We start from the raw sequence: 15,741 nt of genomic DNA, 5'->3' as shown, positions 1-15,741 counted from the left end.
TTATTGATATTCGTAAGGTCCGTCGTTTTCTTTGTACTCAGGAATTTCATCAAAGTTTTCAACCGGCGGCGGTGATGGAACGGTCCATTCCAACGTTTTTCCATTCCACGGGTTTGCTTCAGCAATGGGCCCGTTTTTAGCTGAACGGAACAGATTAATGATCACAATAATCAATCCCAGTGTCATTACCCACGATCCCAACGTTGATAAAATATTTGCGGCGTGAAATTCTTCCAGATAATCGTAATAACGGCGTGGCATTCCTTGCATTCCCAGGTAGAACATGGGAGAGTATAGGGCCAGGAAACCGATCGTGAAGATTAGCCAGCCAATGTTTGCCCAGGTGGCGTCATACATCCGCCCAAACATTTTGGGAAACCAGTAGTGAATGGCTCCAAAAAAGGAGAACCCGACACCGCCAAACACAATAAAGTGGAAGTGGGCAACGACAAACGCCGTATCATGCAGGTAAACGTTGGTTGCCAAAGCTCCCACAACCAGTCCTGACAAACCACCAATCATAAAAACAAAAATGAAAGAAGCTGCCCAGTAAAACGGGGTTTGTACATTGATGGATCCTTTGTACATGGTGGAAATCCAATTGAATACTTTTATGGCGCTGGGAATAGCTACCAGAAATGTCAGTATGGAAAAAGTGTACTGAGCTGTTCCGCTCATTCCGGATGTAAACATGTGGTGCCCCCAGACAAAGTATCCAATAAAGGCAATTGCAAGGGTAGATACCACAAGGACTTTATAACCGAAAATATGTTTTTGAGAGAAGGTTGGAATAATTTCAGAAATAGCTCCCATGGCGGGCAGAATCATCACGTAGACCGCTGGATGCGAATAGATCCAGAAAAGGTGCTGGTACAGGATCGGATCGCCGCCAAGAGCCGGATCGAACACCCCAATACCAAAAATCCTTTCTAACGCCACCAAGACCAGTGTAATTCCAACGATAGGAGTAGCCAGCAGCTGAATCCATGCTGTGCCGTACAGTGACCAGGGGAACAGTGGCATTTTGGTCCATGTCATGCCAGGGGCACGCATACGGTGGATGGTGACAATAAAGTTTAGCCCGGTGAGGATGGATGAAAAACCCAGCACAAAAGCTCCGAAAATGGCAGGCAGCATATTGGCCCCGGTTTTAAAGCTATACGGTGCATAAAAGGTCCAGCCGGTGTCGGGCGACCCATCACCAAAAAGAACGGATGTGATCACCAGAAATGCTCCGGCAATGTATACCCACCAGGATAATAAATTTAATTTAGGGAAGGCCACGTCTTTGGCTCCAATCATAATCGGGAGCATAAAGTTTCCAAAAACAGCCGGCAGTCCTGGGATCACAATCATAAAGATCATGATGACACCGTGAACTGTGAAAACTGCATTGTAATCTTTGGCTTCCATGATGGTTTTACCTGGAGCAATCAGCTCAAACCTCATGGCAAGGCCCAGGATAACTCCAACTAAAAACAAGGTCATCATGGAATACAGGTACAGCAGGCCAATACGCTTATGGTCGGTAGAAAAAATCCACGCCTTTAACCCTTTATGCTTGCCTTCGTATTCCAAATAACTTACATCAGTGGGGATTTTAGAACTTGCTTGCATATAAATGTTCGTTTGTTAAACTTCTCTTCGTTTAGGTTTAAATACTAAATACAGGAAAATAACCAATGCAAAAAACAGAATGATTGAGCCGGCAACTTTCGTTACGTTTAAAACATAGGTTTGCCCAACAGGATCATATGAATAGCAAAATTGTAAGATCTTATTAATTGTTGGCCCCGATTGTCCTTTATTAGCTTCAATAATGGCCATTTTAAATTCAAAAGGTAAAAAATAAATTCCATTGAGGTAGCGGGTTATTTTTCCATCGGGACTGATGACCATGACCGATGCGGCATGTAAAAAATCATTGCCTGTCTTTTTGTATTGAAAACCAACTGCTTTTGTCGCTTTGTCAATGCTGGCGCTATCCGAAATAAAAAATTTCCAGCCGGCACTAATGGCCTCTTTTTTATTGACCAGATTCAGATAGTTTGTTTTTTTTCGTTCGGCCAAGTCCAGTGTTTCCGATGGATCAAAACTGATGGTCAGCACCTGGTAATCTTCATTTGGTTTCAAATCTGATCGATCCATTACCTCTGCAAGTCCTTCCATTAAGGGGCTGCAAATGCCAGGGCAACGATAATAAACAAAGTTTAAAACCGTTGGCTTGTCAATCAAGTCAGTCAGTAAAACCCGTTGCGAATCAAGTCCGGTAATGTAGATGTCATTCGGCAGAAACTCATCCAAATGCTCAACAACACCAACCTCAGGATCACCAGGCGCATCGGAGACAGGATTGATCTGCCCAAAGGAGTTGATTTGAAGTATAATGGCAAGAAAAAACAGCAATTGTTTTGGAAATAGCCTCATATTATTTTTAGCCTCTTGGTTTTTGATTTTCACAAGATAGAAAGACCTACTTACTTTATCACCATAAGAAACCCAAAACCACTACCGAATGTTTATAAAAAAAAGAAATTAAACCATTATTTTTTTGAGATTCCATGCGGTTCTCCTGTTCTTCAATTCTTTTTGATTGTCATGCTGTGGTTCTAATTTATTCTGCTTCAAGGATTAGAATTTTATTTCCTTTCATTATCAGTGGCAGCAGCTATCTTCCATTGCCCGTTCGATGGGGATTAATTTTTCTGATTTTGGGCTGATGTAAGGTATGCCAAGCGACAATCCGCGCAAAATAAACAAGATTCCCAACAGGACTATGAAGTAAGGAACCACTTTGCGCATTCCGGCTCGTAACCGTGTGCTGATCATGTTTCCTGATAGCGATATCAGCAACATCATTGGAATGGTTCCCAAACCAAATAAAGTCATGAATAAGGCACCGGCCAAAACATGATTCGTATTGATTGCTCCTGCAATGGCCACGTAAACCAGTCCGCAGGGCAACAGGCCGTTCAGCAATCCAATACTGAAAAGTGACTGATAAGAATGGTTGGAAAACTGTTTACGCAGATTCGAAATGAGCCGTCCGGCATAGCCGGTAAACAAGGTGCCCAGGTTGATCCGCTGCTTAAAGAAATACGGAAAGAGAACACTCAAAATCATGATTGCTCCAAGCAAAATGGAGGTCCATTGCTGAAAACCGGCCAAGTGAATACCAGCACCCAGAAGTCCAAACAGTAAGCCAAGCACCGCGTAAGTTAGTGTACGGCCAATGTTGTAGAGTAAGCCGCCGGCAATTTTTGCTCCTGCGCTATGGTTTTTCAAGGGCAGGGCCACCGCAATGGGGCCACACATGCCGATGCAATGAAAACTGCCGACCAATCCGATGGTTAATGGTGCAATGAAATCGAAAATCATGGTAGTTGTATTTCAAGTTCCTGGTAGTAGGGTTTCTCATTCGAAATCCAGTCCAATTTTACCTTGTAGCGCCCGCTTGGCAAGTCTTTTACCGAGATGGATTGGCTTAATGCGTCATTTAGCTTGATTGGTAAAGTCAGGTCGTTTTTTTCACTCACCGGACTGTAAATGTGAATGGTGCCTGCAAGTAGTTCGTTTTGAAACAGTACTGGAAAGTCAATCTGAATGGCCTTCTCTGTTTGAATTAATTTAACGGGCACTTCCAGTTTGCTGACATTGTTGATCTTGTCAATCTGGTTTTGGTAATTCACCGATTTCTGGTAATAATCCTTTTCAACCAAATCAAAATCTTGCCTCACAGCGATGGAGACCAGGAAGAGCATGGCCGACATCATAATTAGAAGTGCGATAACAATGCCTGTTCCCCAATTTATTTTTATCTTCATAGCTGCTGTTTTAAGTTTTTCGAACGCTTTTGTTGATCGTTGCGTACTTGTGGAAAACGTAATAAAAAAAAAGAATGGTCTGCTCCGGGACCTAATAGTCCAGTGAATTTGGCCCAACAAAACTTGTCCCGATTTCTTCTACCAGTTCTCCATTTTCATAAACCCCAATGCGTAAATGCGTGTTGGATTTTGTTAGCTGATCTTTATTCAGGATGATTAGTAAATTACGCTTGGCAATTTTTCCAACTTCAATGCTGAGCTCATCTCCCATAACGACTATTTTTCCTTCGGGTGCAATTAATTTCAGTTCTGCAGTGATCGGTTCTTTGGTCTTATTCACCATTTGCATATTGTATAAGTTGCTGTAAGCGTCGGCTCCGTATTCCTGGAACATGGTTCCTTGTGCTCGAATGAGTGTGGTTTCAATATCACCGCGGTTAATGAATGAGTAGCTGGCCAGCCCCACCAGCAACACCAGCACAACAGAATAGGCAATTGCTCGGGCATTCAAAGCATGTTTTGTCCCTTTCATAATGGAGTTTTCCGAGGCATATCGGATCAGCCCTTTGGGTTTGTTTACGGTGTACATGACTGAATTGCAGGCATCGATGCAAGCCGTGCAGTTGATGCACTCCATTTGCGTACCGTTTCGGATGTCAATTCCGGTTGGACAAACATCCACACATCGTTTGCAGTCAATACAGTCCCCTTTTTCCTCATTTCTGCCTCTTCCGCGCGGTTCGCCACGAACGTAATCGTAGGCCACCACAATGGAGTCATTATCAAGCATCACACCTTGTAGTCTTCCGTAGGGGCAAACCAATGTACAAACCTGCTCGCGAAACCAGCCAAATACAAAATAGTGTGCCCCAGTAAAGGCCAGCACGACAAGCAGAGCGGAGAAATTGGCGTTTGGCCAAGTGGACAGATAAACCTGCACTTCGGAAAAGCCAATGAGATAAGACCAGAACGTAAGAATGGTCCAAAACGAAATGGATAGAAAAAGCGCATGCTTCACGGTCCGCTTCAAAAACTTTTCCATATTCATTTCTTGCTGTGCAAGTACTTGTTGTTTACGACGATCACCGTCAATCAGGTATTCAACGGGGCGATACAAAAATTCCATGAACACTGTTTGTGGACAGGTCCATCCGCAGAAAATACGTCCGTAAACAACGGTGAACAAGATGGTGAACACCAAGAGGGCAATGACCGGGAAAATCAGCAAGTGAAAATCCTGCGGATAAAACGTATTTCCAAAGAACACAAATTTCCGTCCAGCAAAATTCAGAAAAAGAAGTGGTTCTCCTCCCATCTTCAGGTGTGGAGCCAAATAGAAAAACAGCAACAGCGAGTAAGCAACAACCCGCCGATAGTTGTACAACTTGCCTTTTGGCATCTTGGGAAAAAGCCATACCCGTTTTCCTTCGTTGTCAACAGTAGCCATTTGATCGCGAAAGCTATCTTGTTGATTGGCGGTGTTTTTTGCTGCTGAGTCCATGTTTGTCTTTATGAAAGTCGGTTAGCTTTGCGCTCCTTCTTGAGGTTCTGGATCATATTTTTCTCCTTCAGGAGCTTTTTGATTTGGCGGATTGGTGCCCTGCAAACTCTTGATGTAGGTGATGACATCCTGAATTTGTCTTTCAGAGAGTAGGTTTTTGTAGGAAATCATTCCCTTTTCAATTACCCCGGTAACAATTACTTCGTGCATGTCTTCGCGCGATCCTCCGTGAATCCAGTATTCATCGGTGAAGTTCGGGCCAACAAGGCCTTCACCAAACTTGCCATGGCAAACGGAGCAGATTTTTGAGAAAGTCGCTTCTCCGCTAGCCATAATTTCCTCTTGGGTTCGTTCAACCGGAGTGGCTTGTTCGTCTTCTTCTGCAGTTTCTTCTTCCTCAATATAAGCGGCCATTTCCTTTTGATATTCTTTGGCCTGAATCACCCGATCGTCTTCAAAAACAAAAACCAGCGTGAGGTAGGAAGCCGCAAACACAATGCTGGCATAAAACAGGTATTTCAGCCAGGGCGGAAGCTGGTTATCCAACTCCCGGATTCCATCAAATTCGTGTCCTTGAAGTAACTGGTCATTGGTTACCTCGTCGATTTCGGCTTGAGGCTGATGCTTTTCGTGGTGCTTATCTTCTGTTGTGCTCATAGGATTTCTATTTTAGGCTACTCCTGGTTCGTTCTAAATTCATCTTCCAGCGGAATTTCGCTTAATCGTCTGACCCGGCTCTTATCCATCCGAATGGTGTGCAGGGTGACCAGAATGAAGAATACAAAAAAAATCAAAAAGCCAATAATGGCATATAATTCCACGCCAATGATGCTTTGCAAGTGTTCTTTCATCATGGTTTATTCCTCCTCTTCTTCAATTTGTGGTTTCATAATATCTGTACCCAGGCGTTGCATGTAGGCAATTAGCGCAATAATTTCCTTGGTGCTTTCCGTCTCAATTCCAGCTTCGCGCAGGTTTTGAGCAATCTCTTCGGCCTGCTTCTGCAGGTCATCATTTGCCTTGTGCTCGTAGTTGTCAGGGTAGGGAACCCCCAGGCGTTTCATCGCCCTGATCTTTGGTGCAGTCGATTTCAGATCGATATCTTTTTCGGCCAGCCACGGATACTTAGGCATAATGGACCCTTCGTTCATCTTTTGCGGATCAATAAAATGGTTGTAATGCCAGGCGTTGGGCTTGTATAACCGGCCAGTTTTTACACCCTCGCGTGCCAAGTCGGGGCCTGTCCGTTTGGAGCCAAACTGGAAGGGATGATCGTATATGAATTCGCCTGCTTTGGAATATTCTCCGTACCGTTCAGTTTCAGACCTGAATGGCCGAATCATTTGCGAGTGGCAATTGTAACATCCTTCGCGAACATAAATATCGCGACCCTGTAGTTCGAGGGGCGTGTAGGGCTGTACGCTCGAAATGATGGGAACGTTCGAGTTGATCAGGTAAGTCGGGATGATTTCAAACACACCTCCAATAAGGATGGCGATGGTTGCAAAAATCAGGAAGCGAATGGGTTTACGTTCCAAAAATCCGTGCCAGCTTTCCGACTTGGTTTTCACAGCAGGTTGAGCATGCAGTGCCGGGGCTTCCACCTCTTCAACGGCCACCAATTGCCCTTGTTTGGCAGTTTTAATCACGTTAAATACCAGCATGAGCATGCCAACTACATATAGAAAACCTCCAAAGGCCCGGGTGGCATACATCGGGATGAGCTGGGTCACAGTTTCCAGAAAGTTTGGGTAAGCCAGAAAGCCTTCCGGAGTAAATTCTTTCCACATCAGTGCCTGGGTAATTCCACCAATGTAAAGCGGGACGGCATAGAAAATAATGGCAAGCGTCGAGATCCAGAAATGCGCGTTGGCCAGCTTGACTGAGTAAAGTTTCGTATTGTATAGTCGTGGGACAAGCCAGTATAACATACCAAAGGTTAACATGCCGTTCCAGCCCAGCGCGCCAATGTGGACGTGTCCAACGGTCCAGTCGGTGAAGTGGCTAATGGCATTCACCGTTTTCAGCGACATCATGGGCCCTTCGAAAGTAGCCATGCCATAAGCGGTTATTCCAACCACAAACATTTTTAGAACCGGATCTTTTCGGACTTTGTCCCAGGCGCCACGCAGAGTTAGCAAGCCGTTAATCATGCCTCCCCAGCTTGGTGCGATCAGCATGATGGAGAAAGTAGTTCCCAAAGCCTGAAGCCAGTCGGGCAGCGAGCTGTAAAGCAAGTGGTGTGGTCCTGCCCAGATGTATATGAAGATCAAGGACCAAAAGTGGACAATCGATAATTTATAAGAATAGATGGGCCGGTTGGCTGCCTTTGGAACAAAATAATACATCAATCCGAGGAAAGGGGTGGTCAGGAAAAAAGCCACGGCATTGTGCCCATACCACCATTGGACCAACGCATCCTGGATTCCGGCATACACCGGGTAACTTTTCATCAGGCTGTATGGAATTTCAATGGAATTGACGATGTGAAGGACGGCAACGGTCACCCAGGTGGCAATGTAAAACCAAATGGCGACGTAGATGTGGCTCACCCGGCGTTGAAGGATGGTTCCAAACATGTTGATTCCGAAAACGACCCAAACCAGCGTAATGGCAATGTCAATGGGCCATTCCAGTTCGGCATATTCCTTGCCTGAGGTGTAGCCCATGAGCAAGGTGATGGCACCGGCAACAATAATCAACTGCCAACCCCAGAAATGAATTTTGCCAAGCAGCCTGCTGTACATGCTTGTTTTCAGCAAACGTGGCAAGGAGTAATACACGGCAGTGAAAATAGCATTTCCAACAAAGGCAAAAATGACCGCGTTGGTGTGCACGGGCCTGGTTCTGCCAAAGGTGGTATATTCCAGGTTGAAATTCATTTCAGGAATAAAAATCTGCAAGGCTACCAATAAGCCGACCAACATGCCTACGACACCCCACACAATCGTTGCCACGGCAAAATCCCGCGTAATCCTGTTGTCATAGGTGAACTTCTGTAATTCCATATAGCTATGATTTAATAGATTGCTTTTTCTGCGACTTGTCTTCTGTCAGGTCGCGATCGTTTTCTTTCGAAGAAACCGGATCATCAAATAAAATGCGGACGGATGGGGTGTAAGAATCGTCAAACTGCCCGTTTCGAACAGCCCAGATAAATGCAATAAGAAAAACGGATGCCACTAAAATCCCAATAATAATCAATACAAATACAACCGACATACCTTTGGTTTTAGTTCACTTTTAGTTTTTTTGCTTTTGCTTTACTGCTGCGGGTCACAACATTTATCCACAAATCAGAATCAAACAACAAGCATGCTCAAACTTTGTTCCCCAAAATAAGCAATTTTTTTGGAAGAGTTTTGAACCAGTTTTTAAAGCTGTTTTTTCTTGGTCATAAAATTAACTGAAAACGTGGCAAATGCGACGACTGTTACGGAACTTAGCGGCATGAGAATGGCCGCAATGATGGGCGATAAATTACCCTGTACTGCAAATGAAATTCCAACAATATTATACAAAAATGAAATCAAAAACGACAGCCAAACAATGCGCATACTGGTTTTGGTAAACTGGATGAAGCGATGGAGCGAGGCAAACTTTTCGGCTTGCAAAATCGCGTCGCAGGCTGGTGTAAAGTTGTAAATATTGTCGGCAATCACCAGTCCAACTTTACTTTCGTTTAGTGCTCCGGCATCATTCAGTCCGTCACCAATCATCAGGGCATCTTCCCGATTTCGCTGCAAATTCTTGATGTAGTTTAGCTTGTCTGTTGGCGACTGGTTGAAATTGAGACGGGCATGGTCGTGGAATAAAGGCAGCAGGTTTTGCCGCTCCGATTCGTTGTCGCCACTAATTAAATGCAGCTCGTAGCTCGTTTGCAGACTGGCGATGGTTTCGGCAAGTCCTTCGCGGTAGTTGTTTTCAAACTGAAAATAGCCCAAGGTTTTGTTTTCAATGAAAACCCACACTTGCGTTTTTAATTCTTTATCTGATGATTGATCACCCGTAACAAAGTATTGAGAGCCAATGTTGATTTTTGTTCCTTTTACTTTACCGGTAATTCCCATTGAAGGGATCTCTTGGAAATCAGCAACTTCATCGATGATCGGTTCCTTGATGGATTCGTAAATGGCTTTACTCAACGGATGGGTGGAATGAAAAACCAGCGACTTGATCAGTCGGATTTGTTCGCCGGTCAGCTTTTCGCCCCGAAATTCAATTTTGGAAGATTGTGCATGGGTGATGGTTCCTGTTTTATCGAAAACAACCGTTTTAATGCGGTATAGCTTTTCGATTACCGCTGTGTTTTTCAGGTAAAATCCTTTTCGCCCAAATTGGCGCATGGTGGTTCCAAAAGTAAACGGAATGGTGAGTGCCAGCGCACAGGGGCAAGCAATAATCAGTACCGATGTAAACGCGAATAATGCCTTGCTTGCGTCGGCAAAGTTCCAGTAGATGGCGGCCGATAGCGCAACGGTGATGATGACGATGGTGAAGTACTGGCTGACTTTGTCCATAATGCCAGAGATGGGAGTGCCGTCGTCTGCCTTCTTGTTGTCCTGATTCCAAAGTTGGGTGAGGTAGCTTTGTTCCACTTCCTTTTGCACCAAAAGTTCAATGGCACTACCGGTTTGGCGCCCACCCGCAAATACGAAATCGCCGGGTTTTTTTGCCACCGGAATAGACTCGCCGGTAACAAAACTGTAGTCGATGCTGGCATTTCCCTTTTCTATGGTCGCATCAGTCGGAATCAACTCCTGGTTGCGAACCAAAATCCGGTCGCCGGCTTTCAGCTCATTCAGCGCGATGGTCGTGTTGCCTTCTGAGGTCACTTTGGTCACTGCCACCGGGAAGTAGGACTTATAGTTGCGTTCAAAAGTGAGCGCCTCGTAGGTAATGCTTTGATACCACTTGCCAATCAACAGGAAAAAAACCAGACCGGTTAGTGAGTCGAAATAACCAATTCCTTGGTCAACAATCAGTTCAATTGAACTTTGAACAAACAGGGTGATCAGGCCAAGCGCAATGGGCAAATCAATGCTGATGATTTTTTTGCGCAAGCTTTTCCAGGCCGACAGAAAGTAGTCACTGGCACAATAGAACAACACCGGCAGGCTGAGTAAAAAACTCAGCCAGCCAAAGATAATGCGGAATTCGACTTCAAGGGATTCGCTGCCGGGCAGGTACTGCGGAAAATGGTACAGCATGGCATTCAGAAAGCTGAATCCGGCAATCCCGATCTTGATCAGCAGGGTTTTGTTGGTTTTTCCTTTTTCGGGCTTTTCCATCGATTGCTGGCTGATTTCCGGAACATAATGAATGGAGGCCAGCAGTTCAACCAGCTGTCGCAGTGTGATTTCGTCGTCGCGAAAGGTGATGCTGACTTCTTTTTTGGGAAAATTAACCGACGACTGAATCACCCCGGGATGCAGAGTGTGCAAATTCTCCAGCAGCCAGATGCAGGATGCGCAATGGATGGCCGGAATGAAAAAACGTATTTTGGAAACACCGGAGTCAGAGAAATCGAGCAGACCATTTCGGATCTCTTCCAGGTCCAGGTAAGCAAACTTTTCATCCGAAGGGATTTGATCGGTTTTCAGTTTGATTCCGGGGGCCTTCTGGATGCTGTAATACTGATCCATCTTGTTGTCGTTCAACAACTGGTAAACTGTTTGACAACCCTGACAACAAAATGGCTTTGCATTCCAGATAATCGGAACCGGGCCGCAGTCCTCTCCGCAGTGAATACATGTTTGATGATCGTTCTTCAAGAGTCAAGCTTTTAGTTGTTGATTCGATTTTTGCAAATAGAACACATTTTGCATTTAAAGGTTGCAAAAAATTGTAAGCTGTTGGCATTGTTGTCTGAAAAATGACAGGTGAACGGCTAAAGCTTTTATTCGGTATACTCCGCCGAGCAGTCAGGAAACAATAAGGAATTGAAACGCAATGTTTATGCTCGGGTAAGCATTCAAAGCTGTTTTTTTGTATTCGGATCATTTTTTTTGCGTTTCAGGCGCTCCCTTTTGTGTTCAAACTGCTTTTTTCACTGTCCGGACGGATTTTTGCTGTATTTTAAGAGTCCGGAAGTTCATTTGCAACACTATTTTTCATGCTCAAACGATTTTTTCCGGTATTCCAGCCATGAATAATTTAAACAATGGGCACGTCTATGCTAGAGGGTTTTGCGGGGTGTCTTTTTCTTTTTTTCCGGGTGACCAACCGACAGGTTTTTTTGCAAAACGATGGAGTTGGGGATCGTAATTCGGTCACCTTCCGGCGAGATAATGTGTACAAAAAAGAAGGTCACATCGTGGACTTCGCCTTCAATGATAAAATCTTTTTCCAGTACCCGGATGTGATCGCCCAATTTCATCGGATGGTTGAAATAAAGAATCAAGCCCGCAGTAATGTTCGAAAGAATTGACCATTGCGCAAAAAAGGCGATACCCAGAATGGTGAGCACCGATGAAATGAAGATCATGAGCTTTTCCCGCTCAATTCCCCAAATTCCGGTTAAGGCAATAATGGCGCTGATGATGATGAAGAAGTTCATAATCTTCAATGTGATCTTCCGCCGCTGCAATGTGAAATTAAATTTTTTGAGCGTCCGGTTGATGGAATGTTTAATGATGAACCGGATCGTTAGCAGCAATACCACAACAATTACTGTTTGTATGATTTGCAATTTATAGGGTCCCATAGTTGTCGAGTATCTGTAAAATTAGTTTCGCAAAAATAGCAATAATCCTTCGGTTTTGCTGCAAGCCTCTGATTGATTGGAAAGAAAATAGTGAAGGGTTATCGCACAAAAAAAGACCGGAAGAGCCGATCTTTTTTGTGTGGAAGCAGACATTTGAATGAATGCTGAATCTCGTTAATCGCTGACAGCTGACAAATAGAGACAAGCCAGTTGTGAGAGAGTATCATTAGTCGGGTTTACTTAAAAAGTCCGTCCACCGATAAGTAGCGTTCGCCGGTATCGTAAGTAAACGTTAAGATTCTCGATCCCTTTGGAAGTTCCTGAATTTTTTTGGCTACCGCTGCCAGCGAAGCTCCCGATGAGATGCCGATAAACAAGCCTTCTTCTTTGGCGGCGCGCACGGCATATTCAAAAGCGTCATCTTTTGAAACCTGGATGGTTCCGTCGAGCAACTTTGTTTTCAGGTTTTCGGGAATGAAGCCGGCTCCAATTCCCTGCAAGGGGTGTGGTCCGGGGTTTCCGCCGCTGATGACAGGTGAAAGTTCGGGCTCTACGGCAAACGTTTTCAAATTCGGAAAGCGCTTCTTCAAAACCTCGCTCACCCCCGAAATGTGTCCGCCGGTACCAACCCCGGTAATCAGGTAGTCAAATCCTTCAGGGAAATCATTCAAAATTTCCTGGGCGGTATGGTCGCGGTGGGCGGCTATGTTGGCTTCATTGTCAAATTGCGAAGGGATCCATGCGTTAGCATGCTCGGCGGCAATTTCTTCCGCCTTGGCAATGGCACCTTTCATTCCTTTCTCTTTGGGAGTAAGCACCAACTCGGCTCCATGAGCCGTCAGAATCCGACGACGTTCCAGGGACATGGACTCCGGCATAACCAGAATCAACTTATATTTTTTCACTGCGGCAACCAAAGCCAGTCCAATTCCGGTGTTGCCCGAAGTTGGCTCAACAATCAACGAGTCTGGCTTCAGAATGCCTTTGCTTTCTGCATCTTCAACCATTTTTAGGGCAATACGGTCTTTGATACTACCGCCAGGGTTGGCTTTTTCCAACTTGGTGTACACTTCGTAACCTTCAGGATAAAGGTTGTTAATTCGAACGCTCGGCGTGTTCCCAATTGTCTCAAGGATGTTGTTAAATTTCATATTTGCTGTTTTTAAAGGGTTATTTTAATTAAAAAAGGCCTTCCAAATACTGGAAGGCCTGCTAATATCTCTGACGAATTAAAATCTTGCATCTTAAACATACCTTCCCCGTGTTGTATTCATACAACAGCACATACACATGTTTGAGAAGGTGAAATTCATAAGGATTTGTTGTTTTGCTTATGTGGAACAATTATAAATAAAATATTCCAATAAAATACAATTTACTCTGATTTAATTGTGATAAAAAAGCCATTTAACGATTTCTTTAAGATTGACTTTCTTGCCATACATTAATATACCCGTGCGATAAATTTTTCCAGCAACCCAAATCGTTCCATAAATAGAGGCGATCAGAATTCCCATGGATAGCAGCAATTCCCACAAAGGAACACCGTAGGGCACGCGGACCATCATGATGACGGGGGAGGTAAAGGGCACCATCGATGCCCAGAACGCCAAGGCTCCCTCAGGATTTTTCACCACAGGAAACAGAATGATGATCGAAAAAATAAGTGGAATGGTTACCGGAAGCATCAGTTGCTGCGCTTCTTCTTCATGGTCAACAGCAGCTCCAACAGCACCCATGAGCGAGGAATAGATGAGAAATCCGCCTAAAAAGTAGAACAGGAACGAAAACAGAATGAGTGGAATGTTCAGGTTACCAACCAGATCGATAATATTAAGAACCGCATTTTCCTGGGCAGCTCCCTGAAGTTGAGGATTGGCTGCCATCATGCTTTGTGATTGCTGCATGAGTTCCGCTTGGTCAGGACTAAGAAAAACTTGTAGCCCGGTCACAATTAAGAATATGAGGATCAGCCAAAAAACCAATTGGGTAAGGCCAACCAGCCCAATGCCGACAATCTTTCCAAACATCAGTTGCGTGGGTCTTACCGATGAAATAATCACCTCGACGATCCGGCTTGTTTTTTCTTCCATTACCCCACGCATCACCATGGCTCCATAAATAAAAACAAACATATAAATAATAAATCCTGCAGCGTAGCCAACGGCCATGGCAATTTCAGTTGAGCTTTTCACGGCGCCTCCTTTCTCGTCAACCTTAATGGTTTCCAGTTGGATTCGGGTGCGGGCAGCCTCCAGTTTCTCCTCCAAATCGGGAATGCCTGACTGGTCGATGATCACCGCTTTTTTATCCGACTCGATCAGGTTTTCCAGTTTGGCTCCTATCATGTTTTTAATATCGAAGGTAACCTGCTTGTCAGAGAGTAGCCGGGCACGGTTGGTGTTGAGAATGTCTTCCGGAATGTACAACACTGCATAATATTTGCTCGATTTGATATCTTGCTGAATGCTTTCAAATTCAGCTTTTTGGATGCGTTCAAAATTCGTAAAATCGGTGTTTTCCAATCGTTGGTCGAACTGGCTGGTGGCATCGTAAACCCCAATAGTCCGCTCTTCTTCGTCGTCCTGCATGGCCAACCAGGCCGGAAGAATGGTAAATCCGGCAAAAAGGAAAGGAACCAGCAATGTCAAAATGATGAACGATTTTTTCCGTACCCGCGTAAGGTATTCCCGCTTTAAGATTAAAAATGACTTATGCATGAGCTTGTTTTTTGGGGTTTGCTTGTTCTACAACTTGGATAAACACTTCATTCATCGAAGGGATCACCTCACGGAAAGAGCGAATTTCCATTTTTTCCATCAGGTTTTGAAGTAAGGTGTTCGTCGGTGTTTCATGTTCTACCTGAAACTTTACACGCTGAATTTGTCCTTTCAGTTGGTAGTCGATTAGTTGAAAACCATTGCGGCTAAACTCAGCAGTTACATCGTGGGCGGCACTGGTTTCTACTTCATAGATGTCTTGTTTATAGCGCTCTTTGATGGTATCAATCTGTCCATCCAGTATTTTTTTAGATTGGTTGATCAGGGCAATATGGTCGCAGACTTCTTCCACTGATCCCATGTTGTGGGTGGAGAAAATAATGGTGGCACCCTGTTCCTTCAGGTTGAGGATTTCATTTTTCAGCAGCTTGGCGTTAATGGGATCAAAACCACTGAAAGGCTCATCAAAAATCAGCAGCTTGGGTTTGTGAACCACCGTAATGACGAACTGGATTTTTTGCTGCATCCCTTTCGAAAGCTCTTCCACTTTCTTATTCCACCAAGGTTGAATTTCAAACTTTTCGAACCAGTACTTCAGTCCTTTTAGCGCGTCTTGCTTGCTTAGCCCTTTCAGTTGTGCCAGATACAGGGCCTGTTCGCCTACTTTCATTTTTTTATACAGGCCACGTTCTTCCGGCAAGTAGCCAATGTGTTGAATGTCGCTGGCTTTAAGTTTCCGGCCAAACAGCTCAATCTCTCCTTTGTCGGGTGCCGTAATTTGGTTGATGATCCGGATTAAGGTCGTTTTTCCGGCTCCGTTGGGGCCCAGCAAGCCAAAGATACTCTGCTCTTTGACGCTAAGGCTGACCTCATCCAAAGCCCGGTGTCCCGCATAATCTTTAACGACATTGGTCGCTTTAAAAATTTCCATGAATCTAATTTTAGGTTGCGTTTACGTATAGCTCGTTTTATCACATGATTTGCTCGTAG

At 44.5% G+C, this 15,741-nt stretch carries 14 protein-coding genes; all 14 read right to left on the bottom strand.

The features are described from left to right. The 14 genes from AAC033_RS00200 to AAC033_RS00135 all read right to left on the bottom strand — a co-directional run bounded on the left by AAC033_RS00200 (position 1) and on the right by AAC033_RS00135 (position 15,682). Positions 1-1,617: a cbb3-type cytochrome c oxidase subunit I gene (locus AAC033_RS00200; protein WP_339734101.1), complete on the bottom strand. Its 1,617-nt coding sequence runs from the start codon at positions 1,615-1,617 to the stop codon at positions 1-3. A gap of 15 nt (positions 1,618-1,632) precedes the next feature. After that, positions 1,633-2,427, bottom strand: a complete 795-nt coding sequence (locus AAC033_RS00195; protein ID WP_339734099.1) for an SCO family protein — start codon at positions 2,425-2,427, stop codon at positions 1,633-1,635. Positions 2,428-2,655: 228 nt separating this feature from the next. Then, positions 2,656-3,378, bottom strand: a complete 723-nt coding sequence (locus AAC033_RS00190) for a sulfite exporter TauE/SafE family protein (RefSeq protein WP_339734097.1) — start codon at positions 3,376-3,378, stop codon at positions 2,656-2,658. Beyond that, positions 3,375-3,824: a FixH family protein gene (locus AAC033_RS00185; protein WP_339734095.1), complete on the bottom strand. Its 450-nt coding sequence runs from the start codon at positions 3,822-3,824 to the stop codon at positions 3,375-3,377. Before AAC033_RS00185 ends, AAC033_RS00190 begins: the two co-directional genes overlap by 4 nt. Before the next feature lie 91 nt (positions 3,825-3,915). Next, on the bottom strand, positions 3,916-5,325 hold the full coding sequence (ccoG, locus tag AAC033_RS00180) for a cytochrome c oxidase accessory protein CcoG (RefSeq protein ID WP_339734093.1): 1,410 nt from the start codon (positions 5,323-5,325) through the stop codon (positions 3,916-3,918). 21 nt (positions 5,326-5,346) lie between these two features. Continuing rightward, positions 5,347-5,982, bottom strand: a complete 636-nt coding sequence (locus AAC033_RS00175; RefSeq protein ID WP_339734091.1) for a cbb3-type cytochrome c oxidase N-terminal domain-containing protein — start codon at positions 5,980-5,982, stop codon at positions 5,347-5,349. Positions 5,983-5,999: 17 nt separating this feature from the next. Beyond that, positions 6,000-6,179, bottom strand: coding sequence for a cbb3-type cytochrome c oxidase subunit 3 (locus AAC033_RS00170; protein ID WP_339734089.1), 180 nt, complete (start codon positions 6,177-6,179; stop codon positions 6,000-6,002). A 3-nt stretch (positions 6,180-6,182) separates the two neighbouring features. Next, complete coding sequence (gene ccoN / locus AAC033_RS00165; RefSeq protein ID WP_339734087.1) at positions 6,183-8,333, bottom strand: cytochrome-c oxidase, cbb3-type subunit I; 2,151 nt, start codon at positions 8,331-8,333, stop codon at positions 6,183-6,185. Between the two features lie 4 nt (positions 8,334-8,337). Then, positions 8,338-8,547: a cbb3-type cytochrome oxidase assembly protein CcoS gene (ccoS, locus tag AAC033_RS00160; protein ID WP_339734084.1), complete on the bottom strand. Its 210-nt coding sequence runs from the start codon at positions 8,545-8,547 to the stop codon at positions 8,338-8,340. A 152-nt stretch (positions 8,548-8,699) separates the two neighbouring features. Next, positions 8,700-11,099, bottom strand: a complete 2,400-nt coding sequence (locus tag AAC033_RS00155; RefSeq protein ID WP_339734082.1) for a heavy metal translocating P-type ATPase metal-binding domain-containing protein — start codon at positions 11,097-11,099, stop codon at positions 8,700-8,702. Positions 11,100-11,503: 404 nt separating this feature from the next. After that, positions 11,504-12,031 carry a mechanosensitive ion channel domain-containing protein gene (locus tag AAC033_RS00150; RefSeq protein ID WP_339734080.1) on the bottom strand — a complete coding sequence of 176 codons (528 nt, stop codon included), beginning with the start codon at positions 12,029-12,031 and terminating at the stop codon, positions 11,504-11,506. Between the two features lie 236 nt (positions 12,032-12,267). Next, positions 12,268-13,182 (bottom strand): cysteine synthase A, encoded by a 915-nt coding sequence (gene cysK / locus AAC033_RS00145; RefSeq protein WP_339734078.1) that lies wholly within the window; start codon positions 13,180-13,182, stop codon positions 12,268-12,270. A 234-nt stretch (positions 13,183-13,416) separates the two neighbouring features. Further along, positions 13,417-14,751, bottom strand: a complete 1,335-nt coding sequence (locus AAC033_RS00140) for an ABC transporter permease (RefSeq protein ID WP_339734076.1) — start codon at positions 14,749-14,751, stop codon at positions 13,417-13,419. After that, positions 14,744-15,682: an ATP-binding cassette domain-containing protein gene (locus AAC033_RS00135; protein ID WP_339734074.1), complete on the bottom strand. Its 939-nt coding sequence runs from the start codon at positions 15,680-15,682 to the stop codon at positions 14,744-14,746. Before AAC033_RS00135 ends, AAC033_RS00140 begins: the two co-directional genes overlap by 8 nt. Between the last annotated feature and the right edge of the window lie 59 nt (positions 15,683-15,741).

This window comes from uncultured Sunxiuqinia sp., assembly GCF_963974515.1.
In the GTDB taxonomy this organism is placed as follows: Bacteria; Bacteroidota; Bacteroidia; order Bacteroidales; family Prolixibacteraceae; genus Sunxiuqinia.
Note: the sequence above shows the minus strand (reverse complement) of the source record. Positions and strands in the feature narration are given on the sequence as shown.